This window comes from Parasphingorhabdus sp. (assembly GCF_039939955.1).
Taxonomy (GTDB): domain Bacteria; phylum Pseudomonadota; class Alphaproteobacteria; order Sphingomonadales; family Sphingomonadaceae; genus Parasphingorhabdus.
The window spans coordinates 1,052,298-1,079,241 of the sequence record NZ_JBDVHS010000005.1 but is presented as its reverse complement, the minus strand read 5'-3'; the positions used below and the strand labels follow the sequence as shown (position 1 = coordinate 1,079,241).

The window sequence follows — 26,944 nt, the reverse complement described above, 5'->3', positions numbered from 1 at the left end:
TTCTGCAACGAAACTGTTGTATTGAAACCACAATGACTGCTTCCAATCCCATAACGGAACAACCTCTTGCCAAATGGCTGCGGCGTCTTTCGCTTGTCGCCGAGAAAGAAGCGGTCGTAAGACGGGTAGAATGGATTGTCTTGCTTCTGCTCGGCGCGATCATGCTGGGCACTTATTTTCTGCTGAGCAGACAGGCGGACCAAACCGATTTTATCTCGCCGCCGTTAACCGCGGCCTTGCTGGTTGCCAACCTGATCCCGGCGATCACATTGCTGGTTTTAGTTGGTAGACGTATCGCAAAGGGGCGTGCCGCCAAATCTTCGATAGGAAGCAATGGCCGGTTACATGTTCGACTGGTTGCTTTATTCTCCCTCGTTGCCAGTATTCCAATGTTGCTCGTCGTTATTTTTGCGTCGGTGCTGTTTCAATATGGTGTAGAATTTTGGTTCTCTGACCGGGCCACTGGCATGTTGGAAAATGCCAATGACCTTGCCCGCGGATATTATGAGCAAAATCAACGTGAGGTCGGTGAAGAGACAATCACCATGGCGAATGATCTGCGCAATTATTTGCAACAAGCGGATCTAGAAAGCCCTGAATTTGCAGAGGGCTATGTCTATCAAGTCTTGTCACGGAAACTGAATGAATCCGCGATTATTGAATATGGGGCAGACGGCGTCGCCCGAACAGCGGCAGCGATCGATCCTGACAATGAAGACCTTCAACCAAAGATCACGGATGCCGTTCTGGATCAGCTGGAGAACGGAAAAAGCTATGTCGTAACTGCAAAGCAGGACAAGATCGAAGCGGTGACAGCGCTTGATTTAGAGGCCCGGATATTCCTCTATGCTGCCCGCGATTCAGATATGTTGGCGTTAAGCCAATGGGAAAGAGCTCAATCAGTCCTTGCTGATTATGAAGAGCTATTCTCTCGTTCCCGAAGCGTGCAATTGCAGTTTAATATCGCGCTTTTCGTCATTTCCCTTCTCATCGTCGGCATTGTATTGTGGATCGCGCTGCTCGTTGCCGATCGATTGGTGAAACCCGTTAGTGACTTGGTGCATGCCGCCAAACGGGTAACCGAAGGCGATCTTACAACCCGCGTGCCGGCAACATTTGAAAGCGACGAGATCGGTACCTTGGGACGGGCGTTCAACCGTATGACGGAACGGCTAGAAACCCAAACAACCGCGTTGATCACGGCGAATGAGCAATTGGGAAATAGACGAGCGTTTATCGAAGCGGTTTTGGAGTCGGTCACGGCCGGCATCATCAGCCTTGATGAAAGAGGGGAGATTAGGCTCGTCAATTCGCAAGCACAGTCGCTGCTTTCCAAGCCGATCGATTCATTGCTGGAAGTTGATATCGGCAAGGCGGCACCGCAATTTGCGGAACTCATTGAGGAAGGTGTTGAAACCAGCATCATCGAATTTGCCTCTGACTCCGATATCCGGACTTTGGCTGTGAAAATTGTTGGCGGACCGAACGGTCATGTGATTACATTTGAAGACATAACCCAGCAGTTGCTTGATCAAAGACGGGCCGCATGGTCCGATGTTGCGAGACGTATCGCTCATGAAATCAAAAACCCTCTGACGCCGATACAGTTGGCCGCTGAGCGCCTGCAACGACGCTTCGGCAAACATATGACGGATGATGCAGCGGTATTCGATAATCTTACCAACACGATCGTTCGTCAGGTCGGCGACCTGAGAAATATCGTTGACGAATTCTCTTCCTTCGCGCGGATGCCCAAACCGGTTTTCCGGGAAGAGAATCTTGATGATATCTTAAAACAAGCGCTGTTTATGCAAGATGTAGCTTGGCCTTCGATAGCGTTTAGCTTTGTCGCAGATGATCAGCCTATGTCTCTTGTGTGTGATCGCCGGCAATTGGGACAGGCGCTGACCAATATCATTAAAAATGCCGCTGAAGCTATTCAACAAAAGGCGGAGACAAGCTCTGATTTCGCGGTTGCGGATGGCCAGATTGAGCTCGCTATCAAAACAGAAAACCAGATCGTCGCGGTTGAGCTGACCGACAATGGCATTGGTCTACCCATAGAGCGGGACCGGATCGTTGAACCCTATATGACGACCCGCGCCAGCGGCACCGGATTGGGGCTCGCGATCGTCAAGAAGATTGTCGAAGAACATTTTGGTGAAACTAAGTTCAGTGATGCGCCCAATGGCGGCACCAAGGTAACATTGCGTCTCAGTCCCTCGAAATTGGCGAGACTGTCTCACGGGGCCGCAGAGAGTGATGAGCAAACAACAGAAATTGAGAATGAAGGCTAGAGGTTCAACATGGCTTTAGATATTTTGGTTGTCGACGACGAACCCGATATTCGTGATCTTATATCCGGTGTTTTGGAAGACGAGGGCTATAGCACGCGTGTGGCTGCCAACAGCGATGCGGCGCTTGCTGCCGTCAATGAGCGGAAACCGTCACTGGTCCTGCTTGATGTGTGGTTGCGGGGCTCGCAACTAGATGGATTGGAATTGCTGACCGAGTTGAAACAACTCGATGCAAAATTGCCAATCATCGTGATCTCCGGGCATGGCAATATTGACACAGCCGTCGCTGCGATATCGCAAGGCGCCGTCGATTTTATCGAAAAGCCTTTTGAAGCGGAACATCTCTTGCACCTGGTTGCCAGGGCGACGGAAACCGAGCGGCTTCGTCGAGAAAATGAAATTCTGAAGGCGCGGGTGGGGTTTGCAGATGAATTGACCGGCAACTCAGCGGCCGTGAACAATGTGCGCGCGACATTGAAGCGTATAGCCGGAACAGGCAGCCGTCTCTTGATCTCCGGCCCAGCAGGCGTGGGCAAAGAAGTTGCGGCGCGATTGATGCACAATTGGAGCTCGCGGTCCGATGCCGCTTTTGTGACGATTAGCGCAGCCAGGCTTTCGCCAGAAAGCGTGGAAGAGGAACTGTTCGGGACGGAGCGCAACGGCAAGGTCGAAAAAACCGGTTTGATGGAAGAGGCTCATGGCGGAACCTTGTTCATTGACGAAGTTGCTGACATGCCGCTGGATACCCAGGGCAAGATATTGCGGGTTTTAACAGAGCAAAGCTTCAACCGGCTCGGTGGGTCTCAAAAAGTGGATGTAGATGTCCGTGTGGTATCTGCAACTTCGCGCGATCTGGACGTTGAAATAGCGGAGAAGAGATTCCGGGAAGATCTTTTCTATCGCCTCAACGTGGTACCGGTGGTTTTGCCACCGCTGAACGAGCGGCGCGAAGATATTCCGGTGTTGGTCGAACATTATGCCGCGCGTTTCGCATCTGAGCAACGCCTCCATCCACCGGAAATTTCCGATGAGGCCATGGCGGCACTGCAAGCCTGCGACTGGCCTGGCAACGTCCGGCAACTGCGAAATGTTATCGAACGGACCATTATTCTCGCGCCGAAAGACAAGTTTGCGAAAATAGAGATCGAGATGTTGCCGCCGGAAGTTCTCGGCAATGATGATGAACTGGACCAAGGTGTTGCGTCCTTGATGGGATCGCCATTGAGAGAGGCGCGGGAAAGCTTTGAACGGGAATATCTGAAAGTGCAGATCAGGCGTTTTTCGGGCAATATTTCGAAAACCGCCAATTTCATTGGCATGGAGCGGTCCGCGCTACACCGAAAGTTGAAAATATTGGGGCTGGCGTCACGGAAAAAGCAGGATGCAGAATAAGCGTTTTGGTTAACCAGTTGTCGTGATCGTATGAATCACATATATGTTAGTAGAAAATCCCCCGAAAATACGCGTTAAGATATAAAAACTATAAAATGCCATCGTCAAGATAGCCAATAATTGGAGTCAAAAATGACCGATAAATCGAATAATCTGCAGGATCTATTTCTCAACTCTCTCCGGAAATCGAAAAACCCCGTAACCATGTTCCTCGTAAAGGGCGTGAAGCTTCAAGGCATTGTCACGTGGTTCGACAATTTTTCAGTTTTGCTGCGCCGGGACGGCCAGTCTCAGCTTGTTTATAAACACGCTATTTCTACGATCATGCCATCCGAAGCAATGAATACACAGCCATTTTCCGATATGATGGACAACGCAAAATCCCGTGCGGGCGTTCTACAAGAAGTGTTCCTGACGGCGGTGCGGGATAGCAGTGATCCGGTAACGATGTTTTTGGTGAATGGCGTTATGTTGCAAGGTGAAGTTGCAGCACATGACCTATTTTGTATTCTGCTGGAAAGGGAAGGGCTGTCGCAGCTTGTCTACAAACATGCCATCTCGACCGTACAACCCGGTGGTCCGCTTAATCTCGCCGACTATAATCAATCAGATGATGGTGCGCATTGATACCATTTGAGAAGGAAAGCCTAGATAGCAAGAGCCGCAAGACGCTCATCGTACATCCAGATATGGAGTCGCTGAGCCAATCTGCTCTGGAGCATCGCCTGGATGAAGCCGTTGGCTTGGCTTTGGCTATCGGATTGGTCGCGGTAGAATCGCACTATTTTTCTGTTCGCAATCCAAAGCCAGCCACCTTGTTCGGATCCGGACAGGTGGACCAAATGCGCAAGATGATGGCCGAGCATGAAGCCACGATATTGATCGTGGATGGCAGTTTGACCGCTATTCAACAGCGCAATCTTGAAGAAAAGCTCGCGGTGAAGGTCATCGATCGGACGGGCCTTATCCTGGAGATATTCGGCGCCCGCGCGGCGACGGCGGAGGGTCGATTACAAGTTGAGCTGGCACATCTAGACTATCAAGCGGGTAGGCTGGTGCGCAGTTGGACCCACCTTGAGCGGCAGCGTGGCGGATTCGGCTTTTTGGGCGGACCGGGAGAGACCCAGATTGAGTCAGATCGCCGGATGATCCGCGATCGCATGGCAAAGTTACGGAAAGACCTCGCTCATCTCAGGAAAACCCGGGCGCTTCACCGTGATCGTCGTCAGCGTGCTCCCTGGCCCGTTATTGCTTTGGTTGGCTATACCAACGCCGGAAAATCGACATTATTCAACAGATTGACCGGTGCAGGGGTCTTCGCAGAAGATCTGCTATTCGCCACTTTGGATCCCACCATGCGGGAAGTCACGCTGCCCGGATATGACAAGGCGATCCTGTCGGACACCGTCGGATTTGTGTCCGATCTGCCGACGCAATTGGTTGCTGCTTTCCGCGCGACGCTGGAAGAGGTGAGCGCGGCGGATATCGTTGTGCACGTCAGAGATATCTCACATGAAGCCAGCGACGCACAAGCCCATGATGTGACCCAAATATTGGCGGATTTGGGCGTGCCTGAGGAAGAGGGCGAGGGGCCTCCGGTCATCGAAGCTTGGAACAAGATTGATAAAATCCAGCCCGACGATCCCGCCTATATGCGTATCTCGTCACCATTGGCCAAAAATGTCTGTACGACCTCTGCTCAGACCGGTGCCGGTGTCGAAACGCTCATCAATCTGATCGCGGATACGTTGTCGGAGGGGTATACGTCCGAGGAGGTCACCGTTTCGGTGTCCGATGGAAAAAGAATGGCGTGGTTGCATGAAAACGGACGGGTACTGAGTAGCGAACAGCATTCGGACAATTTGATATTGGCAGTAGAGATGTCACCGCGAAATTGGGGGCGATATCACGCGCTTCATTAAGCTATGAACCGCTTGCCGGGCTTGTCTTGGCTTTTTGCCATTCCGCTTCCAGTTCTTCCAGCGACATTTCTTTCATATCTTTCGGAACAGTCGATTCTACAGCGTTGAACCTTTTGGTAAACTTTGCCGTAGCGTCGACCAATGCCTGTTCGGCATCAACCTCATAATGGCGGGCCAAATTGACCGCTGAGAAGAGCAAATCTCCGATTTCTTCGTGGACCTCTGCATCGGTTCTTGCGTCCACAACTTCTTGCAGCTCTTCCAGTAGCTTGTCTTTCACCGGCGCTTTATCTGGCCAATCAAAACCAACGCGTGCGGCGCGTTTCTGGATTTTCTGGGCTCTTAACAAAGCGGGCAGGGCAAGCGCGACCCCATCGAGCGCGCTAGCCTGGCCGGATTGCTGGCGTTCGTCAGCCTTGATTTGCTCCCATCCCGGGCTCTCATCCGCTTCGCCGAAGATATGGGGATGGCGACGGGTCATTTTGTCACAAATGGATGTGACAACGTCTTGAAAATCAAACTGACCGGCATCTGAGGCTATCTGGCTGTGGAATACCACTTGGAGGAGGAGATCGCCGAGTTCGTCCTTCAGGGCGTCCATATCGTCGCGGTCTATGGCGTCAGAAACCTCATAAGCTTCTTCAACCGTATAAGGCGCAATGGTTTTGAACGTCTGTACCTTGTCCCAATCGCAACCATCGTCCGGATCGCGTAAACGCCGCATGATTTCGAGCAGGGGGTTGATCAATTTTGAATCCGTTCTGTTAGCCATATTAGATTGATAATATATATTATGTTAAATAAATGGTCATTCATCCATGCTAATATCAGTTGGTTCCAATATCATTTCCCCATCCTCAACCCACCATCGCGCCAATTCGGACAGAAAGTTCATCCCTATAACGTTGGAATCTCCAAATTCTTCGGCGACCACAACAGACAGATCCTCTGTCGTCATAGACCCAATTTGGAACGACTGAATTGTTCCGCGCTGTGCATCAACCGTTCCATTGGCTGTTGTCAACGTAACGGGAAACGGACTTTGGCTGATTTCAATGCCAGCGTCCTGTGCTGTTCGCAATGTCATCGCGGTGGTCGTCGCGCCGCTATCGATCAGAAATCGTACCGGCAGCGCGTTAACCTTTGCATCGACCCAGAAATGACCATCTGCCGATTGGCGTATGCGCACTGTTTCACCAACAATCGTTTGATTATTTCCCCCGGTTAGTTCGCCAGAAACGCGGTTCCAAACGGCTAGAATTTCATTCTGATAGGAAAATCCGACGATGAAAACCGCAAATATTGCGAACCAGATCAATATATTGCGTACGATTTCGGCAAATCCGATACGCCGCGAGAATAGCGCACTGGCCACCAGCACAAGCGCGCCAATAGCGAAGACAAGATTGATATTTTGGTCTTCCGTCAACGGTTAGATTTCCTTCCGATAACCATCATAAGCGGGGCGAATATGATCCGGTAATATGGCAAGAAGTTGATTATAGTCCATCGATTTGTCCATATGGGTCAACAGACTCAATTCGGGCTTCACATCCGCTATTAGAGCCAGACTCATATCGAGATGCGCATGTGTGGGATGCGGCTTATCGCGCAATGCGTCTACGACGAACAGATCGCAGCCCGTGTACAAGTCCCGCATTTCCGGCGTAACTTCTCCGAAATCTGTCGCATAAACGATGGATTTCCCCTGATGTTCAAAGCGTAGTCCAGCTGACGTTATGCCGCCATGTGGTTGATCAACAAAGCGAACCGAAATATCACCGATCTGCGTGTCTTGGTCTAACGTCATGGCTTCGCAGATCGAGGGATAATATTTGTGACCTTCAATGACATAGCCAAAACGCTGTTTGAGGCTACTCAGCGCGAATGGCCGAGCATAGCCAGCGATGGGTTTCCGTGTTTGCTGAAAGACCGATCGTAAATCATCGATGCCGTGGCAATGGTCCGCATGGTCGTGGGTCCAGATTACGGCATCGATTTTGTCGATATCATTGTCGAGAAACTGGTTCCGCAAGTCGGGTGACGTGTCGACCAATATCCGGGTGGTAGGGCTTTCCACAATGATGGAAACGCGGGTCCTCCGGTTTTTCGGCTCGTTCGGGTCGCAATCGCCCCAGTCATTGCCGATACGGGGCACGCCCGCTGAAGTCCCACATCCCAATATTGTGAGTTTTAAAGCCACATTCAGGGCCGCGCCTTGGTGAAGAGCTCGTAGAAATTCCTGCTGGTTGTTTCGCAAAGCGCGTCATAATCGTCCCCGCGCAGTTCGGCGAGAAAACGAGCGGTATCCGCAACGAAAGCCGGTTCGCCGGTTTTTCCACGGTGCGGCACCGGAGCGAGAAACGGAGCGTCCGTTTCAACCAAAACCCGGTCTGACGGCAATTTTGCGGCTGTTTCCTGCAAATCCTTTGCATTTTTGAACGTCACGATGCCGGAAATCGAAATATACAGGCCCATAGCCAATGCTTTTTGCGCAAATTCCTCGCTGGCGGTGAAACAGTGAATGACGCCGGAATAGGCGCCCTGCTCCATTTCTTCAGCCATGATTTCAGCGGTATCTGCTTCGGCGTCCCGCGTATGGACGATGATAGGCAGGCCAGTTTCGCGCGCGGCGTGAATATGGGTGCGAAAGCTCTGTTTCTGCTGCTCACGGTCGCTGTGATCATAATAATAATCCAGCCCCGTTTCCCCAATAGCGATAACCCTTGGATGTGCGGCTTCTTTGACCAGCTTGCCAAGGTCGACATCCGGATGGGCATCCGCTTCATGCGGATGAATTCCGATGCTGGCCCAAACATCTGCTTCCCGCTCGGCCGTCGCGACGATATCGCGCCATTCGCTTTCACGCGTGGAAATGTTCAGCATCGCGGTAACGCCGCTCTGTCGCGCACGATCAAGGGCAGCGCCCTGCTCTTCCACCAAGCCCTTATAGTTTAAATGGCAATGGCTATCGACCAGCATATCAGGAGTTCGCTTCTTCGGTCAGCAGCTCAAGACGTGGGAAAACGCCTTTAGGTTGTGGTAAATTAAGCCCAACCGCGATGGGTGTGCCAAGATGTTCAAAATCGCGAGCATCTGGTGCTTGGGCAAGCAGATCCAACATTTTGTCGCAGCTTTCGGGTATCGCCCAGCGCAGCATGATCGCAAGCTGCCGGATCGCCTCCGCCGTGTGATAAAGCACGCTATCTGCCCGTGCAGGATCGGTTTTGCGCAATGCCCATGGCGCCTGGTCGGCAAAATATGTGTTGATGGCGCTTAGCCGTTCCCGAATGAGATCGAGGGCTTGGTCGATCTTGAACAATCCGCCGGTCATCGCTGTTTTTACTTCATCAAAACACGTGTCTATCGCTTCGAACAATTCTTGTTCCGCTGCGGATGGCTCGCCCGATTCCGGTACCTTGCCATCACAATTTTTTGCGATCATCGATAGGCTGCGCTGAGCGAGATTTCCGAAATTATTGGCGAGATCCGCGTTTGTCTTGGTGACGATAGCATCAGCCGAATAGGTTCCATCTTTGCCAAATACGACATCGGCCAACAAGAAATAGCGCAATTGGTCGACGCCGAAACGTTCTGCCAATTCCATTGGATCTACAACATTGCCCACCGATTTCGACATTTTCTCGCCGCGGTTCAACAGAAAGCCGTGCCCAAATATCTGTTTTGGCAGCGGCAATCCGGCGCTGGTTAGAAAAGCCGGCCAATAAACGGCGTGAAAACGGACGATATCCTTGCCGATGAGATGCAAATCTGCCGGCCAATATTTGGCGAACAGTCCTTCTGTGTCTGGATAGCCAACGCCGGTCATATAGGTCGTCAGGGCATCTACCCAAACATACATGACGTGGTCAGGTGATCCTGGCACCGAAACACCCCAGTCGAAACTGGTGCGCGAAACACTCAGGTCTCTTAGCCCGCCTTCAACAAAGCGCATAACTTCGTTCCGACGGCTTTCGGGCTGGATGAATTCTGGATTTTCTTTGTAGAGTTTCAGTAGCTTGTCTTGATATTTCGATAGTTTGAAGAACCATGTTTCTTCCGCGGTCCACTCAACCGGCGTACCTTGCGGAGACAGTTTCTCACCGCCCTCTCCTGCTTCAAGTTCGTCTTCCGCGTAAAAAGCTTCGTCGCGAACGGAATACCAGCCTTCATAACGATCGAGATAGAGATCACCATTGGCCTCCATCGCTTTCCACAACGCTTTGCTTGCCTCATGATGTGCAGGCTCACTGGTTCGTCTAAATCCGTCATGATTGACATTAAGAATATTGCACATCTCTATGAAATAAGATGACATTTCATCCGCTAGATCGATGGTTTCAATACCGGCATCACGGGCGGTCTGCACCATTTTCAAGCCATGTTCATCGGTTCCGGTGATCAAGCGAACGTCACGGCCGCTAAGTCTGTGGAATCTTGCTATGGCGTCGGCAGCAATGGCCTCATAGGCGTGGCCGATATGCGGACGCCCGTTGGGATAGCTGATTGCGGTAGTAATATAAAAAGGTTCTGACATGGCCATCTCTCTTGATGGATTGGCGGCTCTTGTAAACAGCGAAAATCTCTATTTTACTCGTCCGGAAGGCGCTAGCCCACCCATTAAGCTAGCCAGTCGGAATATTACCGCCTGATTATCCAAGGCTTTGGGGAGTGCCGCAGTCGCTAATTCTCTGGCTTCTCTCCATTTTTCAATGGTTTGCATGGAACATGGAAGCTCGGATGACTTGATCTGTTCGGCAATCAGGCTGGGCGCCCGTTCCAGGAAGGCGCGATATCGGGGCGTTGCGGCTTTTAAAGCCAGCTTACGCGCCAATTCGCTCTTCAAACTATTATCCTTGTCGCCGGATTTGATGATTTGTCGTGCAATCTCCTCAAGCTCGGCAAGACCGACCTCAATATATTGAAAGGCACGTCCCGGCGATCCTTCGCCAGCGAGGACAAGCGCCTCCAGATCTGCCTCTCCCAACTTTGGAGCGGCTTTTTTTAAAAGACCGCGCATATCTGTGTCGCTCAACGGATCGAAGCGCAATATCTGGCACCGGGAACGGATGGTTGGCAGCAGCCTGTCGGGCATATGGCTGATCAGAAAAAAGATCGTATTTTTAGGCGGCTCTTCCAAGTTCTTCAGGATCGCATTGGCTCCGGCACGTTCTAAATCATCGGCGGAGTCGATCACGACGACCCGATATTCCGAGATCGATGCCTGATTCTGGAATAGCGGTTGTAGATCGCGGATTTGGTCTACTTTGATATTGCGTGCCAGTTCATGCTCATCCAGCGCATCAAAACCATTGTCGCGCGCCTTTCGCTCTTCCTTGTCCCCCTTGGCACCACGACGAAGCAATCGGAAGTCCGGGTGGGAGCCGGCGGTCAGAAGATGTCCGGCTTCATTGTCCTGAACCTCGCAAAAACCTGACGGTTGATTGCGGGAATTCAAGAGAAAATGAGCCGCTTGTTGTGCAAAAGTGGCCTTGCCTAGCCCTTTGTCGCCCGCCAGAATCCATGCATGGTGGAGTTTGTCTTTTGCAAGCGACTGACGGAATATCTGTTCCGGTTTCTCGTGGCCCAAATATGACGTCATGACATCAAGTCGCCAAGCTTAGTGACTAGATTCTCGGTAATACGTTCTGCAACATCCGACGCATCGATCAGGTGGACCCTTTCCGGTTCATCATTCGCAAACTGACGGAAATTCGCCATAACGGCTTGATGATAGTCACTGTCCCTACCCCCAATCCGATCGCTGGTTCCGCGATCTCTGGCCGCTGCCCGTTTCGATGCGACGGCTTCCGGTAGATCGAGTATAAATGTCCGGTCTGGCATGAGATTATTGCTTCCCACGCGATGCAGATCCATGATCTCGTCGTCACTGAGCTCGCCATTCACGCTTTGATAGGCACGGCTGCTGTCGATGAAACGATCGCTAATCACCCATTCACCTCGCGCCAATGCTGGGCGGATCAATTTGGCGCAATGTTCGGCGCGTGCCGCGGCGAACAAGACCGCTTCGGTCCGCATATCCCATTTTTCATCGGAGCCACTTAACAAAAGGTCCCGGATTGTTTCCGCCCCTGGAGTGCCTCCGGGTTCTCGTGTGACATGCACCTTAAACCCGCGTATTTCGAGCGCATCGGCCAGCGCTTTGGCTTGGGTGGATTTACCTGTCCCCTCCCCGCCTTCGAGGCTGATGAAACGACCTCGGGTCACGCCAATCCGAGCAAGGATTTCAATCCGGCCCAAACACGGTTGAAGAAACCGGCTTCACCGACATCGTCACCAGCAACAAGGGGCACAGCCTGTTCGCCGGCATCAGCGGTCGTAATGACCAATGTGGCAATCGGCTGCCCCTTTACAATCGGGGCCTTGATTGGACCATCATAGGTCACCTTCATCGACATTTTGCCATCTGTAGCTTTAGGAATGGTCACAAAAAGATCTCTAGGCGCAACAAGGGCAACAGTGGAACTATCGCCCAATTGCACTTCAGCCGTCTGAATTTTGGTGCCTTTATCGAATAGCTTTTTGGGTTCCCAGGCATTGAAACCCCAGTTCATGAACCGGATCGATTGTTCGATACGCCCTGCATAGCTATCGAGCCCGGCGAGAACGGATACCAGTCGCCTGCCTTTTTGTTCGGCTGAACCGGCGAAGCCATAGCCCGCCTCTTCCGTATGGCCGGTTTTCAATCCGTCGGACCCGGCCACTTTCCCTATTAACGGGTTGCGATTGGATTGCTTGATACCATTCCACGTAAACGAGTCCTGTCCGTAGAAATCATCATATAATTCCGGAAAATTCCGGACCGTCGAGGAACCCAGATTGGCCAAATCACGCGCGGTTACCATAGTCCGGCCTTCATCCGGCCAGCCGTTGCTGTTGCCAAAGCGGCTTTTCGACATGCCCAGCTCTTTGGCGCTCTTGTTCATCAGCGCGACAAAGGCTTGCTCGGTGCCAGCAATGCCTTCTGCTAGAACCACACAGGCGTCATTGCCGGAGAGGGTAACGATGCCGTGCAGCAAATCCTTTACGCTGACCTCATCCCCCAGACCGAGAAACATCGTCGAGCCTTGGTTGTTCCACTTTTTCCAAGTCGCTTCATTCACGCGAAACTTGTCGTCGAGGTCGAGCTTTCCTTTTTCGATCAAGTCAAACGCGACATAGACTGTCATCATCTTGGCCATCGACGCCGGCGGTATCTGTTTGTCCGCATTTTTCTCGAACAATGTCGCACCCGAAGACAGGTCCGTCATATAGGCGATTGGTGCATCGGTATCAAAACTAGGTGCCGCAAGAACGGCGGAAGACAAGGCGATGAAAGGCAGTGATGCCAGAATATAGTTTTTCATTTAGACCAAGATTCCCGATCAATATTTCGTGGTGAAAGCTATTTGCCTGCCCTCAAGATTCTGGCCCCTCTATAGCCACGGCTCTCTGCCTGTGCCAGCCCTACTCGCGCATCTTGCTCAGTAGAATAGGGGCCATATCTTACGCGCCAGATCGAGCCGGTTGCATCCGACATAACTTTGGCGCCAATTTTCTGCGCTAGCGTGTCTGCTCGTGATTTATCGCCAAAGGCCGCAACTTGAACAACATATCCCCCTGCCAAACCGTTGGCAGAGCTGTTCCTCTCGACGTTTTGAACGATCGCGGGACCGCCGCCACTATTTTCGACAATGAATCGACCATCTCGCATTCCACCCAGTTGCGGGGCTGCGGAAGGCGTTGAATTGGAAGTTTTGGATGGTTGGGGTGATTGTACCGGTGCCGCCGCCTGGCGGATGGGCGCAACGGGCTGCGGAACCTTCGCTAGATTTTTCCGCAAGATTGCAAGGAGTGAATCTGGTGTTCTAATACGTTCGCCAACAGCGGAACCCGCACGCAGCACTGCCCGCTCCTGTTCGTTCGGATTGACTTTCCGGACACGGACGCCGCTGACACCATTTTCGACGATCCCGAGCTGCTTCGCTGCTCCATGGGATAAATCTATCAACCGGTCGTTCACAAAAGGCCCGCGGTCGTTGACTCGAACCAATATTGTGCGGCCTGTTTCCAGTGCGGTAACCTCTAAATAGGAAGGGAGCGGCAATGTTTTATGGGCTGCTGAAATACCCTGAGGATTAAATATCTCGCCATTGGCTGTTTTGTTACCCGCCAGTTCTTCTCCATACCAACTCGCATAGCCCACTTCATCATAGCCGGGAATATCTTTGGGCGTGTAGGTCTTGCCGCCAATCTTATAGGGCTCGCCGATTTTTTGAGGATAGTCAGAAACGGCTGCCGATCCTGCAGGCTGTCCAGCGCTGCTTGGCGCGGGCAGTCCGTTGGGGAACTGACCAAAATCCCGCGATCCGCTACACCCCGCCAGAGCCAAGGTTGCGGTCGATAATATTCCTAGTTTAACTGCGTATCTCATCCGCCAATAACCCCACTGCTAGCCCATAAAAGTTCGAACAATTGTAATCCAATATGACACGATAGTTGCCGGTCAGTAGATAGGCCCTTTTGCCAGGCCCATCGGGTTCCAGCAAAGTTGCCATCACATTCTCGTCTAGCCTCTTGCCGGTGGCCGGCACAACCCCAAGCGCGCGCCACTCTGCCATTGTTTTCCACTGGCTATGACGGCCAAAGACGCGTGGGCACCGGGTTGGTTTGATTTTGCTTTTAACGGACAAACGATCGAGCGAGGATGGAACATTGACCGCAATCCCCCACGGCTCTCCCCGACGCCAGCCGGAATTGACAAAATAATTGGCAATCGATGCTACGGCGTCAAATTCGCTTTTCCAGATATCCGCATATCCGTCTCCATTCCCGTCTTTGGCCAGCCTCAGATAAACAGACGGCAAAAATTGCGGCTTACCCATGGCCCCTGCCCAGCTGCCTTTGAGTGCCGATTGCGGGACTCCGTTGTCGATTAGCTTTAATACAGCAAGCAATTCCGTTTCAAACAAGCTCCGCCGCCGCCCTTCGTAGGCCAAGGTTGCGAGCGAGCGCGGAATATCGAAATTACCGGTGTAGGATCCGTAATTTGTTTCTTTTCCATAGATGGCCATGATGATCGGCCCCGGCACACCGGTTTCGCGCTCGACGTCGACCAACTTGCTAATCAGACGACGATAGGCGGCCTTCCCGTTCTGAATTCTCTGGGTCGTGATATGCCGTTTTTGATAAGGCGCAAACGGCGGGATAGCGCTATTGGGCGCTCCCCCCGGTTGGGACCGATCCAGCCTGATCACCTTGGGGTTATAGGTCAGGCCTGGCAAAACCTGGTCCAGAGTCTTTGTACGCACTCCATCTTTCAAGGCTTTTTGGCGAACCTCCTGCAAATAGGATTGAAAGCTCGAGCTGCCCTGTGCTTGGACATTTTCTAGGGGCACAACGGTGCTCGTGCTGAACAATGCAAGAGCGCCGCAGGCTAAAGCGGTCATGATACGCATGAATGGTTCCTTTTCGTCCATACGTTGTCGCACAAAGCGAGTCTGAGGGGAATCTCTAAATAACCCGCAGATGTAACCTCTTGCCCTAAAATTGCCGGTAGAACGAAATTTTATGACGAAATCCGCTCCCCAATCCCTAACAGGATCAAGTCCAACGAAGCGGATGAGCGGCGCATCAATTCCGAGCACCGAAACAATTCAGATTGTTGGAGTGTTTAAAGTGGAGGTGCGTTAGGGATTCGAACCCTAGGAACTATCGCTAGCTCGGTGGTTTTCAAGACCACTGCATTCGACCACTCTGCCAACGCACCTCACGGGCGATGCATTATACGCGCCGCGTTTTTGATGCAACAAATCTTTGTAGAGATAATTCTGTGATCTGAGGCACTGCTGAAATACAGACTCTCTGCCATTTGCATCTTTTGGGCTGGCCATTTTCGAACTTGAATAGAAGCATCGGTTTGTGAGCCCTTTGAATATATGCTAGATTTCAAAGTGTAAAAAAAGGGAGCCCGGTTCTTGCCAAGTAAATATATCAACTATTTAGCGATCTCGTTCATCATAGCGACACAGCCTAGTACCATTGTTTATGCACAGAATCTTGAAGAGTTAGATACAATGGCTGAGGTTGCCGTTGACGAACAAAAAGGCATCTTATTCGCACAAGAGCAAGCGACGCGGGGTGAATTTCTAGAAGCTATTGGGACGCTCGAACGCGTATTGGCGCTCCATCCGAAATCCGATCCGGCACGCCTGCTTCATGCTGCCTATCTATGCTCTATAGATGACCAACTCGGTGGCGCCGTGGAAATCGGAAAGTTGAAGGAAAAGAGTTTTACCGAGCAGCTATGGGCTGATGTCATGAAGATATGTCCTCTGGCAGAGAAGGAATAGGCTATGTCTTCATTTCACGCCTCTCCGGTCAAAACATTGATGTTCGGGCTCGTTATATTGCTATGTGCGATGACCCCCGCGGCCTCCGCGCCGGTACAGGTCGGGATAGCGGCAACGGTGGTTGGCGATGTCCGCAGAAGCAATACGGCCATCAAAAAACCAATCAAAATACCCCGACGCCAACGACTCGCATGGGGCGATACTCTGACCACCAAAGGTAAGAGCAAGTTGCAGATATTATTGCTTGACCGATCAACGCTGACAATCGGGTCCAACGCCCGGCTCGTCATCAATCGTTTTGTCTATGATCCGACAAAAGAGCGATCATTGGGAGCAACCGTTAGTAAGGGCGCTTTTCGATTCATGTCCGGCCGCAAGACCAAAAAATCGTCTGCCTCGGTGCAGTCATCTGTTGGTACTATCGGTATTCGTGGTACCGCAGTAGATGGTGTCGTCGGTAAAGAAGCGGTGAAAATTGCCAAAAACGAACCATTTTTGGATGGTGTAGAAAGTGACAAGGATACAGCGACCTTGGTCGTTCTGCGTGGACCGGGGCCAAACCGAAGCGGGGATCTTGACGTTGGGCTGGTTGATGTTAGCGCAGCGGGAAGAACGGTCAGGCTCGATCAGCCTATTTTGGCGGCTTATATTCCAGAGCCAGGCGCAGAACCTATTGGCCCTTTCCTGCTATCAGCAAATGGTCTATCCAAATTGCAAGATCTATTGGCCCCGCGGGTGACCAATGCGAATAAAAGCAGTCTATTGAATAAACTGCTCCCTGCGGCGGCTATCGGCATTGGACTAGGACTGTTGCTACCGGGATCCGGAGGTGACGATGGAGGCGATAGATGTGTTGGCCCTAACGCCGCAGGTGCTTGCTAGTCGCTATTTTTGAGTTGCCGCATAGACGCCATCCCAGCCGCTCCTGATTGGCTTTTCGGATAGCTCACCGATCCGTTGGCGGTACATATCCGCAAGCAATGACATGTCGTTATCCTGATAGTTCGCTTCATATTGGTTTAGCAGATTGCTTGCCTCGCTCCAGCTCTGTTCGCGATAGGCTTGAAGAAACGCCTGATGGTGTTTTTGCAGTCTCGTAAATGCGGGATCATCGTGCATTTGCTCATCACCAAGCAACGCAAACACGGTATCTGGTGCATCACGTCCGACCACCTTCACTTGGTCTAGTTCGAGCAAAGCAAACCCTTCCAACTGATCTGCTAGAGCGCTGCCGATCATGATTTTAACGCCATATTGCTTGGTAAGACCTTCAAACCTCGACGCGATATTCACAGTGTCGCCTATCAAAGAATAGGATAAACGTTGCTGCGACCCCATATTGCCGACGCAACATAGCCCGGCGTTCATTCCGATCCCGATTTTGACCTCAGGCGGCCAAACTTGGCCTGGCTTACTCGGCATTGAAACGTTCAATTTCTCAAGACTGTCCACCATATCTAGTGCCGCACGCGCACCGTTGCGAAATTGATCGGGGTCATCAAGCGGCGCGTTCCAGAAAGCCAAAACTGCATCGCCAATAAACTTGTCGACGGTCGCCTTGCTCTCGAGCAAAATATCACACATCGGGGTTAGAAAGCCGGTCAGGAAGTTAATTACCTCCTTCGGTTCATATTGCTCCGATATCCGCGAGAAGCCTCGAATATCGCAGAATAGAACCGTCATCTCCCGCTCTTCGCCGCCCAATTGCAATCGTTCTGGATTTGCCGCGATCTGCCGGACCATTTCTGGTGAAAGATACCGGTCAAATGCGGTATGGATATAGGCTCGCTGCTGTTCTTCTTCGCGGAAACTAAGCAGGGTCTGAACCGCATATACAAATGCCAAGGCGACGATCGGCCAAGTCGGATCCAACAGATATTGTAATTGATCAAATGCAAGCAAACTTCCAACAGCAACCCCGATTGTCATGATCATTCCGATGCCCGCGCCTACAAGAGCGCCCATATTGGGTAACAGGATGGCTAACGCCCCACCCAACAGGATAATCAAAAAGAGCTCTAATCCCCGTGCCCAATCAGGACGCGTCAAAAACTTTCCCAAGATGATCTGTTCGGCGGCCTGCGCATGAACCGTTACACCCGGCTCGTTATCGCTCTGCGGCGTTGTAACCAGATCCCGTAACCCTGTGGCGCTCGCGCCAATGAACATGATTTGTCCTTCAACCGAATGTTGCAATTCCGCTGCTGACATTTCGTTTGAGAGTAATCTCCAAGCTGGAATAGTGCGCTCCGGGGCAGGCTCGCTAAAGTGCATCCACAATTCACCAGCAGCGGTGGTTGGCACTTCAAACGCGCCGACCCTTAGATTGACGAGTGCCCCGGGAGCACTGGTCGTTTCTCCGCTGCCATCGCTGGTTTTGACCAATATGGAATCAGCTCCTTGCGCTACGCGCAACGCCTCTAACGAGAGCGATGGCACCAACTCATTTTTATGGAGAAAAACCAGCGGCGCTCTGCGCAATACTCCATCAGCATCTCCGACAATGCTTAACGAACCTAGCCCAGCAGACGCTTGATTGAGCTCCGGCAATGATTGCACCGAACCGCGATAGGGCTCCACCTCCACGGTCGGCGATGATCCCAAGATAGCCATGCCAGAGGGTAGCTCAATCGCTTTGCCGCGGTCTTCCTTTAGCAAAAAGAAGCCGTTGACCACCGGTGCCAATGCAAAACTGTCCGCCAGTATCGAATCATGGTCGGGCAGACTCGCTAATGACTCAATAAGTGCATCATTGCCTTCGTCGTCAGGAATCCGTGCGGCGATTTGGCTGGGCGATGTCCGATCAGGTTCCGAAAATACTATGTCGAAGGCAATTGCCGCGGCGCCAGCGTCAGAAAGCGTCTGCGTTAAACGCGCGATCTCCGTCCTAGGCCAGGGCCACTGACCCAGTTTTTCGATCGATTCCTCGTCAATGTCTATGATACGGACACCAGCGTCTTCGTATGAACGTGGTGCAGCGCTTTGATAGATATCGAACACCATCAGCCCGAGCCGTTCAAAACCGGGAATCGCCGCAAATTGTAACGCCGCAACGGCAAACACAATTAAAAGCCCGCTGATCATCGGGCCGGGTTGCAGCAGTTTTAGACGCTGCCGGATCGATCCCGTCCGATTGTTGATCTGTGAAGCCATATACTATCGATTGCCTCACTCACCCCCAAACTGCAAGGCGTCACGAGAAATCGGACCGGATGTTACAGGTGCGGATACTCTACACTCCGCTGTTTTCTTGTAGCAAATTATGCCGACAATATTGCGGTTTGCGCTGCTACTCTTCCTTCACGGGACGTGTATTGGAGCTAGCATATCCTGCATAGCTGTCGGTGAAGGCAAAAAGCACGCCGTCCGCTTCTTCGGTTGCGTAGGCAGTCGCCTCGCTTTCCGAACTGCCAAATTCCAACTCATCCTTTTCCATCGCAGCAATCATGGCTTCACGTTCTGCGGTACAGACCGCACTCGCAGCATCTTTGAAAGCGCTGGTGCCTATTTTGGCGTCAAGTTGAACCATTGTAAATTCTACCAGGCAGTTGGAATATTCAATCCGCATGCTCTCCGCATCAGCGATTACCGCGGTTGATGCAGTGGTGAACAAGGCAATACTCAAAAATGCAATCATGACTATCACTCCCCAAATGAAAGCTCTCTATAGCATGATTGGTTTCTGAAAGCGTAGTAGATTTAACATTCCCTTGTTCCGAATAGATTTCGGCCCTTCACATATGCAAAACACGGCCATAGGCATCGAGCACACTTTCGTGCATCATTTCGCTAAGCGTTGGATGCGGGAAAACCGTATTCATCAATTCTGCTTCGGTCGTTTCCAGCGTCTTGCCTACGGTATAGCCTTGGATCAGTTCGGTGACTTCTGCTCCAATCATATGTGCGCCAAGCAACTCGCCGGTTTTCGCGTCGAACACCGTTTTGATGAAACCATCGGTCTCGCCCAAAGCAATAGCTTTGCCATTGCCGATGAACGGGAATTTTCCGACTTTGACGTCATAACCGGCATCTTTCGCCTTCGCTTCGGTAAGTCCGACGCTGGCGATTTGCGGGTGGCAATAGGTACAACCGGGAATATTATTCACATCCATCGCATGAGGATGGCCACCTGCGATTGTTTCGGCAGCGATGACGCCTTCATGACTCGCTTTATGCGCCAACCAAGGGCCAGCAGTACAGTCACCAATAGCGTAAATGCCGTCGATATTCGTCCGGCAATATTCGTCGGTCTTGATATGATAGCGTTCGTCCGGTTCGACACCGAGCTGATCAAGGCCAATGGTTTCAATGTTGGGCTGGATACCGACAGCGACAATGACATGACTGAAATCATGGCTTTCTATCTTGCCTTTACTGTCCTCTATGTCCGCCTTGACGCCTTTATCGCCGGCATCAATGCTCTTCACGCCGGCACCAGTCATGATCGTCATTCCCTGTTTTTTCAGGGACTTTTCAAGGAATTTGGAGATTTCCTCATCCTCTACCGGAACAACCCGGTCGAGCATTTCGACGACGGTAACATCGACACCGATATCATTATAGAAGCTCGCAAATTCGATCCCGATGGCGCCAGAACCGATGACCAGCAATTTGCTCGGCATTTCCGGCGGCGTCATGGCGTGACGATAAGTCCATATCCGTTTGCCGTCAGCCTTTGCGAAAGGAAGATCACGGGCACGAGCGCCTGTCGCAATAATGATATTCTTGGCAGAAAGCTCTTCCTCGCCCTTGGCCGTCTTGACCGCCAGCTTACCCGGCGCAGTGATCGTCCCATCGCCCATGACCACATCAATTTTGTTTTTCTTCATCAGGCCGGTGACACCCTGATTAAGCTGCTTCGCAACACCGCGTGAGCGTTTGACGATGGCATCTAGATCGGCACTGATCTTCTCCGCGACGAGACCATAGTCGGCCGCATGTTTCATATTGTGGAACACTTCCGCTGAACGCAGCATCGCCTTGGTCGGGATACAACCCCAGTTGAGACATATCCCACCAAGATTTTCTCGTTCGACGATGGCAGTTTTCAGGCCCAGCTGCGAAGCGCGGATCGCGGCAACATAACCGCCGGGACCGGAACCGAGAACGATGAGGTCATAAGATTTAGACATTGTAATCCCTTGTTATTTTCTCTCGCGGTGACGGAGAGGCCCGAGAAGGAAGTGGTCCAAGTTTTTGGATTGGTTAAAGGTTCAAGCTAAGCCAACATCCCCAACGGATTTTCGCAAAGCTCTTTGAACACTTTCATCAGTTGCGCGCCATCGGCGCCATCAATCGCGCGATGGTCAAAGCTACCGGTTGCACTCATGATAGTGGCGATCTGTAGGCTGTCATCAATGACATGCGGACGCTTCTGCCCTGCCCCGATGGCCATGATCATCGCTTGTGGCGGATTGATGACCGCATCGAAATTCTTGATCCCGAACATACCCATGTTCGAAATACTAGCGGTACCGCCCTGATATTCGTGCATCTTGAGTTTGCCCGCTTTTGCTCGCTCGGCGAGGTCGCCCATCTCGGTGCTGATCTGGCTGAGCGATTTGCTGTCCGCGGATGTCACAATCGGGGTAATCAAACCGCCGGGTATGCTCACGGCGACCGAAATATCGGCGCGTTCAAATGTTTTGAGTTGATCGCCATCAATTGAAACATTGCATTTTGGTACCTGCACCAATGCAACGGCCAAGGCCTTGATCAACAGATCATTGACGGACAGTTTAATGCCGCGTGGCTCTAGCGACTTGTTGAGTTCGCCGCGCAACTTTAACAGCTTGTCCAATTCTATGTCTACCGTGAGATAGATATGCGGGATGGTCTGTTTTGCTTCCGTTAGCCTGCGCGCGATCGTCTTGCGCATACCGGACAGTTTTTCCGTACTGTGCGGGATATCGAAATCGCCCGATGTTGCCGTTGGTGCCGGCGCTGCGCTTGGAACCGGGGTCGCTGTTTCGCTTTTAACGGGTGCAGTGCCGCCTTTTGCCGAATCGATATCCGCTTTGACAATCCGCCCACTAGGCCCGGAACCAGAAACAGCAGCCAGATCGACGCCTTTCTGCTCCGCGAGACGCCGGGCAAGCGGACTGGCTTTGACGCGGCCATCGACCGCCGCTTCCATTTTTTGGGGTGCCGCAGCAGGTTCTGCTTTGGAAGCCGGTGCAGGTGTCGGGGCTTTTACCGCAGGCTTAGCCGTTGCTTTTGGCGCAGGAGCGGCCTCCACATCACTAACTTCCTCGCCATCTTCAGCGATAATCGCGATAACGTCTCCGACTTTCACATTATCGGTGCCCTCGGCGACAACGATCTTCGCAATCACACCTTCGTCAATCGCTTCAAATTCCATCGTCGCCTTGTCGGTTTCAATCTCTGCTAACAAATCACCGGATGATACCGTATCGCCCTCCTTTACCAACCATTTTGAAAGCGTCCCTTCCTCCATCGTCGGGGAGAGCGCAGGCATTTGGAGATTGATGGGCATGGCCGGTTATCTTTCCTGAAAAAAGTCCTGTTATCGCTGCAAGCTGTCCAACATTGCGCCAATGTCGTCAAGGGCAGTCGCTTGCCTTGCGCGCAATTTTATCGCAACAAGTGTTTCTGACAGGGGTAGGAGAGTACATGCGTACATATCTTGTGGTGATCGACGAGACGGATGAAGCCAGCGTTGCGTTGCGCTTTGCCTCTCGCCGGGCGATGAAAACGAACAGCGCTCTGCATATTCTAGCATTAGTGGAAAGCGAAGGCTTTGTCGCTTGGGGCGGGGTTCAGGCCACACTAGAGGAAGAGGCCAAAAGTCGCGCTGAAGCCCTTGTATCCAGCGCTGCGGGCACCTTATTCGACGAAACGGGAATCCGGCCTTCCATCACCGTTAGACAAGGCAAAGGTCCAAAAGTTGTCCGCAAAATGATGGGTGATGTGGATGGTCTGGCCGCATTGGTGCTGGGCGCAGCCGCGACCGGCACACCTGGACCATTGGTCAGCCATTTCGCCGCAACTGAGGCAGGGACGCTGCCCTGCCCCGTGATGGTCGTTCCAGGGTCTTTGACCAAAGAACAGATTGATCGGCTAAGCTAGGACGTTTCCATGACGGCCCCGCGCGCAAAATAGGCCTGTTCCGATACAGAATTACTTTCGCCGGACTTTACCCTTCTTGCCACGGATATTTTGGGGACGGCCGTCTTTCCCCTTTCGATGGGTTTTGCCTTTACCGCGCCGATAAGGTGCCGGACGGCTTTTCATGTGGTTGGCCCCTTCGGCCAGCTCGAACAGCAAACTGCCCGTAGCAGCATTTGCTTCAACCAGACGCAGTTCGATTTTCTGCCCGATATTATAGCTGGTTCCGCTGTCCATACCGGTGAGTTGTTGTTTCGATTCATCATAATCAAAACGTTCAACGCCCAATGTCCGCACCGGTACAAGCCCATCGCCACCAAGCTCCTCGACCGTCGCGAAGAAGCCAAAGTTCTGAACACCGGTGATCCGGCATTTCACAACTTCGCCCACGCGGTCTGCCAAATGGGCAGAAATATAACGGTCGACGGTTTCCCATTCCGCCTTCATCGCTCGTCGTTCCAGCTTAGAGATTTTCTCAGCGATCAGTTCTAGCCGCGCGCCTTCGTCTTTGCTCAGTCCTGAATATTCAGGAATATCATTATTGTCCGGTGCTGGTTGTTCAAGCTTGCAGGCGCTGACCAGCGCGCGATGCACGATCAGATCGGCGTAGCGCCGGATTGGACTGGTGAAATGGGCATAGCTTCCCAGTGACAGGCCGAAATGACCCAAATTGGTATGGCCATAATAGGCTTGGGTCTGGCTGCGCAGGATTTGCTCCATGACCAGCGGCATCAGCAACTCATCATCGACCTGTTTGATCAGATTGTTAAATACAGACGGTTTGATCACCTGGCCCATGGCAAAGCTGATATCGAAGCTTTTGAGATAGTCTTTCAGGGCAATCAGTTTTTCGCGCGAAGGCACTTCATGGGTCCGATATATCACGGGTGATTTCTTGGATTCCAGCATCTTCGCGGCGGCAACATTGGCCGCGATCATAAAGTCTTCGACCAGCCTATGGGCGTCCAGTCGTTCACGAATGGCTATTTCTTTTATGCGGCCCTGATCGTCCAGTACAACGCGCTTCTCGGGCATATCGAGATTCAGCGGTTCACGTTTATCGCGCGCTTTCGCCAGCAGTTTCCAGCAAGCCCAGAGCGGTGCAAGCACCGATGTTTTCAACGGATGTTCGATCTTGCCGTCAATCGCCGCCTGCGCATCTTCATAGGCAATATTACCGGCTAATTTGACGATGGCGCGGGTGAAGCGTGTCTTTATCACCTGCCCTTTGGCATCAATGGTCAAATGACAGGCCAGCGCGGCGCGCTCAACGTCCTGCTTTAACGAGCAAACATCGGTAGACAGAGCCTCCGGAAGCATCGGCACAACGCGGTCGGGGAAGTAGACGCTATTCCCGCGTTTATAGGCTTCTTTGTCCAGCTTGCTGCCCGGACGAACATAGAAAGACACATCGGCAATAGCGACAATCGCCTTGAAGCCACCTTTGTTATCCGGGTTGTCATCCGGTTCCGCCCAGATCGCGTCATCATGATCCCGGGCATCAGCGGGATCGATCGCAACGATTGGAACCTGACGCAAATCTTCACGCTGATCCTCGGACAGCGGTAATTTGGTTGCCTGCTCCGCTTCTTTGGTGACTGCGTCCGGAAAATGGAACGGAATTTCAAATTTATGAATCGCGATCAGGCTGAATGATTTTGGTGCAAACGGGTCGCCCAATATATCTTTCACCCGTGCTTTAATTTCAGATCCGCGTTTGACCGGCTCAGCGAGCACGAGATTGCCGGGCTCCGCCTCGCCCAGATCAATGATTGCAGTGCTACGCCGGATTTTCCGGTCGACCGGCTTAAGCCAATAGCGGTCCCGCTCGTCTTTCTCGACCACGCCCATTAGCATTTCGTTGCTCTGGGCCAGCTTCTTCATCAGAAAAGCAATATAGCCTTGCCCCCGCTCTTCAGTGCGAGCGAGAATACGGTCTCCGACCGAGAGCGCGGCGCGGCGGCCCTTTTCTTTGATTCTGATCTTCGGAGCAGGAGCATTGTCCGCCTCCCAACGCTCCGGCATTCCTATTGCTTCATTGCCGTCAATCTCGACAATTTTGAACACGGTCACTTTCGGAACGCCGCCCATTTTGTGGAAAGCCCGCCCCGGAGTGCTATCGATCAAGCCTTCATCGGCCATATCCTTGAGCAACGCCTTGAGCGCAATTTTGTCCGAACCTCGTAAACCGAACGCCTTGGCGATTTCCCGTTTGCCCGCGGGCTGTTCGGATCGCTCGATAAATTCCAATATCTGTTTGCGAGACGGAACCTGTTTCGGTTTATGAGGTCTTTTGGGACCGGCCATTAATAGGCTTTGCCGATGATGATCCGTTCAACAGCAGGTTTGCCGGTAAAGATACATTCGCCTTCCGCTGGCGCCGAATTCACCGGTACGTTGCGGAAGGTGAGCTTCAGTTTCTTCAGTCGCTCTTCAATCGCATCCAGTTCTTCACCGGTCGCCTTGCACCATTGTACCTCGAGCCAACCGGGATGTTTCTTATTTTCTTTGTAGAAACGTTCCACGTCTGACCATTGTTCGAAGCCACGGGTAATATTGGACTGAAGCCGCGCATCAGCATCGGCATGCAGTTGGGACTGGATACTTGTGAGCAGCGCTGGAATTTCAGGCACAAACGCATCTTTCGCAAGGAACTGCGTGTTTAATTTGCCGCTGTCTTGATAAAGGTCATCGCGTCGGATCATGGCAACTTTATTGTCCGCCATATCACGGGGACCGATTTCCAATATGATGGGCGCGCCCTTCTTGACCCAGGACCAGCGTTTGGCCTGCGTCTTTGCACCGCTGACATCGAGCTTGACCCGCACGGTTTCATCAAAGGCTTTCAACTTGCCGATATCCTTCGCGAGAGCCTTGCAATAATCCAGCACGGCTTCGTCTTCTGGCTTGTCGCGAAGCATCGGGACGATCACCACCTGATAGGGGGCTATCAGCGGTGGAACCCGCATGCCGTCATCATCGCCATGGGTCATGATGATGCCACCGATCATCCGGGTCGATGTGCCCCAGCTGGTCGTATAGGCAAATTGAAATTCGCCATCCTTGTCCTGATAGCGGATGTTTTGCGCTTTGCTGAATGTCTGGCCGAGGAAGTGACTGGTTCCGGCTTGCAGGGCCTTGCCGTCCTGCATCATTGCTTCGATTGAATAGGTCGCATCCGCACCGGGAAAGCGCTCATTCTCCGGCTTTTCACCAGCGACCACTGGCATCGCCAGTACATCTTCGGAGAAACTCCGATATAGTTCCAGAATTTCCAGCGTTTCTTCCATCGCCTCGGCTTTGGTCGCGTGGGCGGTATGCCCTTCCTGCCAAAGAAATTCGGTGGTCCGCAGAAACATCCGGGTCCGCATTTCCCACCGCACGACATTGGCCCATTGGTTGATCATCACCGGAAGATCGCGCCAGCTTTGCACCCAGCGCGCAAAGGCGGTGCCAATCACCGTCTCGGAGGTCGGACGAACCACAAGCGGCTCTTCCAATTTTGCATCAGGATCGACGATCAAACCACCATCGTCGCTTTTCATCAGACGGTGATGTGTGACGACTGCCATTTCTTTGGCAAAGCCATCCACATGTTCTGCTTCCTTCGCGAAATAGCTGAGTGGAATGAACAGTGGGAAATAGCAATTTTCATGACCGGCGGCTTTGATCCGCTGGTCCATCAAAAACTGCACCCGCTCCCAGATGCCATAGCCCCAAGGCCGCATGATCATGCTGCCACGGACCCCGGATTCTTCGGCAAGATCGGCTTCCGTTACGACTTGCTGATACCATCCCGCAAAGTCATTTTCGCGGGTGATTGAGAGAGCATTTTTCTTCACTGAGTTTATTT

Annotated in this window: 23 protein-coding genes and 1 tRNA gene; 7 read left to right on the top strand and 17 right to left on the bottom strand. The window is 52.2% G+C overall.

Translation table 11 applies throughout. The features are described 5' to 3' along the window. Positions 1-32: 32 nt before the first annotated feature. The 4 genes from ABJG22_RS10420 to hflX all read left to right on the top strand — a co-directional run bounded on the left by ABJG22_RS10420 (position 33) and on the right by hflX (position 5,611). The gene (locus ABJG22_RS10420; RefSeq protein WP_348020161.1) at positions 33-2,297 is read left to right on the top strand and encodes an ATP-binding protein; all 2,265 of its coding nucleotides are present in this window, start codon (positions 33-35) and stop codon (positions 2,295-2,297) included. 9 nt (positions 2,298-2,306) lie between these two features. Then, on the top strand, positions 2,307-3,689 hold the full coding sequence (locus ABJG22_RS10415; protein ID WP_348020160.1) for a sigma-54 dependent transcriptional regulator: 1,383 nt from the start codon (positions 2,307-2,309) through the stop codon (positions 3,687-3,689). 132 nt (positions 3,690-3,821) lie between these two features. Next, positions 3,822-4,316, top strand: coding sequence for an RNA chaperone Hfq (hfq, locus tag ABJG22_RS10410; protein WP_348020159.1), 495 nt, complete (start codon positions 3,822-3,824; stop codon positions 4,314-4,316). Next, positions 4,313-5,611, top strand: coding sequence for a GTPase HflX (gene hflX / locus ABJG22_RS10405; protein ID WP_348020158.1), 1,299 nt, complete (start codon positions 4,313-4,315; stop codon positions 5,609-5,611). The genes hfq and hflX overlap by 4 nt, the downstream gene beginning before the upstream one ends. A gap of 1 nt (position 5,612) precedes the next feature. On the opposite strand, the gene mazG is transcribed toward hflX, so the two are convergent. From mazG to ABJG22_RS10350, 11 genes are all read right to left on the bottom strand, one after another. After that, positions 5,613-6,383, bottom strand: coding sequence for a nucleoside triphosphate pyrophosphohydrolase (gene mazG, locus ABJG22_RS10400; protein WP_348020157.1), 771 nt, complete (start codon positions 6,381-6,383; stop codon positions 5,613-5,615). Positions 6,384-6,419: 36 nt separating this feature from the next. Continuing rightward, entirely contained in the window at positions 6,420-7,040 is a 621-nt protein-coding gene (locus ABJG22_RS10395; protein WP_348020156.1) for a TIGR02281 family clan AA aspartic protease, read from the bottom strand. A gap of 3 nt (positions 7,041-7,043) precedes the next feature. After that, the gene (locus ABJG22_RS10390; RefSeq protein ID WP_348020155.1) at positions 7,044-7,814 is read right to left on the bottom strand and encodes an MBL fold metallo-hydrolase; all 771 of its coding nucleotides are present in this window, start codon (positions 7,812-7,814) and stop codon (positions 7,044-7,046) included. A 2-nt stretch (positions 7,815-7,816) separates the two neighbouring features. Continuing rightward, on the bottom strand, positions 7,817-8,593 hold the full coding sequence (locus ABJG22_RS10385) for a TatD family hydrolase (protein ID WP_348020154.1): 777 nt from the start codon (positions 8,591-8,593) through the stop codon (positions 7,817-7,819). Position 8,594: 1 nt separating this feature from the next. Continuing rightward, positions 8,595-10,148 (bottom strand): methionine--tRNA ligase, encoded by a 1,554-nt coding sequence (gene metG, locus ABJG22_RS10380; RefSeq protein ID WP_348020153.1) that lies wholly within the window; start codon positions 10,146-10,148, stop codon positions 8,595-8,597. Between the two features lie 48 nt (positions 10,149-10,196). Continuing rightward, positions 10,197-11,213, bottom strand: coding sequence for a DNA polymerase III subunit (locus tag ABJG22_RS10375; RefSeq protein ID WP_348020152.1), 1,017 nt, complete (start codon positions 11,211-11,213; stop codon positions 10,197-10,199). Next, the gene (gene tmk, locus ABJG22_RS10370) at positions 11,210-11,839 is read right to left on the bottom strand and encodes a dTMP kinase (protein ID WP_348020151.1); all 630 of its coding nucleotides are present in this window, start codon (positions 11,837-11,839) and stop codon (positions 11,210-11,212) included. Before tmk ends, ABJG22_RS10375 begins: the two co-directional genes overlap by 4 nt. Next, complete coding sequence (locus ABJG22_RS10365; protein ID WP_348020150.1) at positions 11,836-12,978, bottom strand: D-alanyl-D-alanine carboxypeptidase family protein; 1,143 nt, start codon at positions 12,976-12,978, stop codon at positions 11,836-11,838. The genes tmk and ABJG22_RS10365 overlap by 4 nt, the downstream gene beginning before the upstream one ends. Before the next feature lie 38 nt (positions 12,979-13,016). Next, positions 13,017-14,045 (bottom strand): septal ring lytic transglycosylase RlpA family protein, encoded by a 1,029-nt coding sequence (locus ABJG22_RS10360; RefSeq protein WP_348020149.1) that lies wholly within the window; start codon positions 14,043-14,045, stop codon positions 13,017-13,019. Beyond that, a complete protein-coding gene (locus ABJG22_RS10355) occupies positions 14,029-15,060 on the bottom strand; it encodes a lytic murein transglycosylase (protein WP_348020347.1) in 1,032 nt (343 codons plus the stop codon). The genes ABJG22_RS10360 and ABJG22_RS10355 overlap by 17 nt, the downstream gene beginning before the upstream one ends. A 230-nt stretch (positions 15,061-15,290) precedes the next feature. Next, positions 15,291-15,380, bottom strand: a tRNA-Ser gene (locus tag ABJG22_RS10350). A 208-nt stretch (positions 15,381-15,588) separates the two neighbouring features. Between ABJG22_RS10350 and ABJG22_RS10345 the strand changes: the two genes are divergently transcribed. Next, on the top strand, positions 15,589-15,963 hold the full coding sequence (locus ABJG22_RS10345; protein ID WP_348020148.1) for a hypothetical protein: 375 nt from the start codon (positions 15,589-15,591) through the stop codon (positions 15,961-15,963). Between the two features lie 3 nt (positions 15,964-15,966). Next, the gene (locus tag ABJG22_RS10340; RefSeq protein WP_348020147.1) at positions 15,967-16,845 is read left to right on the top strand and encodes a FecR family protein; all 879 of its coding nucleotides are present in this window, start codon (positions 15,967-15,969) and stop codon (positions 16,843-16,845) included. A gap of 3 nt (positions 16,846-16,848) precedes the next feature. Here ABJG22_RS10340 and ABJG22_RS10335 read toward each other — a convergent pair whose 3' ends face one another. The 4 genes from ABJG22_RS10335 to ABJG22_RS10320 all read right to left on the bottom strand — a co-directional run bounded on the left by ABJG22_RS10335 (position 16,849) and on the right by ABJG22_RS10320 (position 22,459). Next, the gene (locus ABJG22_RS10335) at positions 16,849-19,116 is read right to left on the bottom strand and encodes an adenylate/guanylate cyclase domain-containing protein (protein ID WP_348020146.1); all 2,268 of its coding nucleotides are present in this window, start codon (positions 19,114-19,116) and stop codon (positions 16,849-16,851) included. A 136-nt stretch (positions 19,117-19,252) separates the two neighbouring features. Then, entirely contained in the window at positions 19,253-19,600 is a 348-nt protein-coding gene (locus ABJG22_RS10330; protein ID WP_348020145.1) for a hypothetical protein, read from the bottom strand. A gap of 97 nt (positions 19,601-19,697) precedes the next feature. Then, complete coding sequence (gene lpdA, locus ABJG22_RS10325; RefSeq protein ID WP_348020144.1) at positions 19,698-21,095, bottom strand: dihydrolipoyl dehydrogenase; 1,398 nt, start codon at positions 21,093-21,095, stop codon at positions 19,698-19,700. A gap of 86 nt (positions 21,096-21,181) precedes the next feature. Further along, entirely contained in the window at positions 21,182-22,459 is a 1,278-nt protein-coding gene (locus ABJG22_RS10320; RefSeq protein ID WP_348020143.1) for a pyruvate dehydrogenase complex dihydrolipoamide acetyltransferase, read from the bottom strand. Between the two features lie 137 nt (positions 22,460-22,596). On the opposite strand from ABJG22_RS10320, the gene ABJG22_RS10315 reads away from it, so the two are divergent. Continuing rightward, a complete protein-coding gene (locus ABJG22_RS10315) occupies positions 22,597-23,052 on the top strand; it encodes a universal stress protein (protein WP_348020142.1) in 456 nt (151 codons plus the stop codon). A 51-nt stretch (positions 23,053-23,103) separates the two neighbouring features. On the opposite strand, the gene rnr is transcribed toward ABJG22_RS10315, so the two are convergent. Next, on the bottom strand, positions 23,104-25,398 hold the full coding sequence (gene rnr / locus ABJG22_RS10310; protein ID WP_348020141.1) for a ribonuclease R: 2,295 nt from the start codon (positions 25,396-25,398) through the stop codon (positions 23,104-23,106). Then, entirely contained in the window at positions 25,398-26,933 is a 1,536-nt protein-coding gene (gene proS, locus ABJG22_RS10305) for a proline--tRNA ligase (RefSeq protein WP_348020140.1), read from the bottom strand. Before proS ends, rnr begins: the two co-directional genes overlap by 1 nt. Positions 26,934-26,944 lie beyond the last annotated feature (11 nt).

Bases quoted from the DNA above. Each gene is read 5' to 3' on its own strand.
- ABJG22_RS10420 (WP_348020161.1), top strand. From the start codon at position 33: ATGACTGCTTCCAATCCCATAACGGAACAACCTCTTGCCAAATGGCTG.
- ABJG22_RS10415 (WP_348020160.1), top strand. From the start codon at position 2,307: ATGGCTTTAGATATTTTGGTTGTCGACGACGAACCCGATATTCGTGAT.
- hfq (WP_348020159.1), top strand. From the start codon at position 3,822: ATGACCGATAAATCGAATAATCTGCAGGATCTATTTCTCAACTCTCTC.
- mazG (WP_348020157.1), bottom strand. From the start codon at position 6,383: ATGGCTAACAGAACGGATTCAAAATTGATCAACCCCCTGCTCGAAATC.
- ABJG22_RS10385 (WP_348020154.1), bottom strand. From the start codon at position 8,593: ATGCTGGTCGATAGCCATTGCCATTTAAACTATAAGGGCTTGGTGGAA.
- metG (WP_348020153.1), bottom strand. From the start codon at position 10,148: ATGTCAGAACCTTTTTATATTACTACCGCAATCAGCTATCCCAACGGG.
- ABJG22_RS10375 (WP_348020152.1), bottom strand. From the start codon at position 11,213: ATGACGTCATATTTGGGCCACGAGAAACCGGAACAGATATTCCGTCAG.
- ABJG22_RS10365 (WP_348020150.1), bottom strand. From the start codon at position 12,978: ATGAAAAACTATATTCTGGCATCACTGCCTTTCATCGCCTTGTCTTCC.
- ABJG22_RS10360 (WP_348020149.1), bottom strand. From the start codon at position 14,045: ATGAGATACGCAGTTAAACTAGGAATATTATCGACCGCAACCTTGGCT.
- ABJG22_RS10355 (WP_348020347.1), bottom strand. From the start codon at position 15,060: ATGACCGCTTTAGCCTGCGGCGCTCTTGCATTGTTCAGCACGAGCACC.
- ABJG22_RS10340 (WP_348020147.1), top strand. From the start codon at position 15,967: ATGTCTTCATTTCACGCCTCTCCGGTCAAAACATTGATGTTCGGGCTC.
- ABJG22_RS10335 (WP_348020146.1), bottom strand. From the start codon at position 19,116: ATGGCTTCACAGATCAACAATCGGACGGGATCGATCCGGCAGCGTCTA.
- ABJG22_RS10330 (WP_348020145.1), bottom strand. From the start codon at position 19,600: ATGATTGCATTTTTGAGTATTGCCTTGTTCACCACTGCATCAACCGCG.
- lpdA (WP_348020144.1), bottom strand. From the start codon at position 21,095: ATGTCTAAATCTTATGACCTCATCGTTCTCGGTTCCGGTCCCGGCGGT.
- ABJG22_RS10320 (WP_348020143.1), bottom strand. From the start codon at position 22,459: ATGCCCATCAATCTCCAAATGCCTGCGCTCTCCCCGACGATGGAGGAA.
- ABJG22_RS10315 (WP_348020142.1), top strand. From the start codon at position 22,597: ATGCGTACATATCTTGTGGTGATCGACGAGACGGATGAAGCCAGCGTT.
- rnr (WP_348020141.1), bottom strand. From the start codon at position 25,398: ATGGCCGGTCCCAAAAGACCTCATAAACCGAAACAGGTTCCGTCTCGC.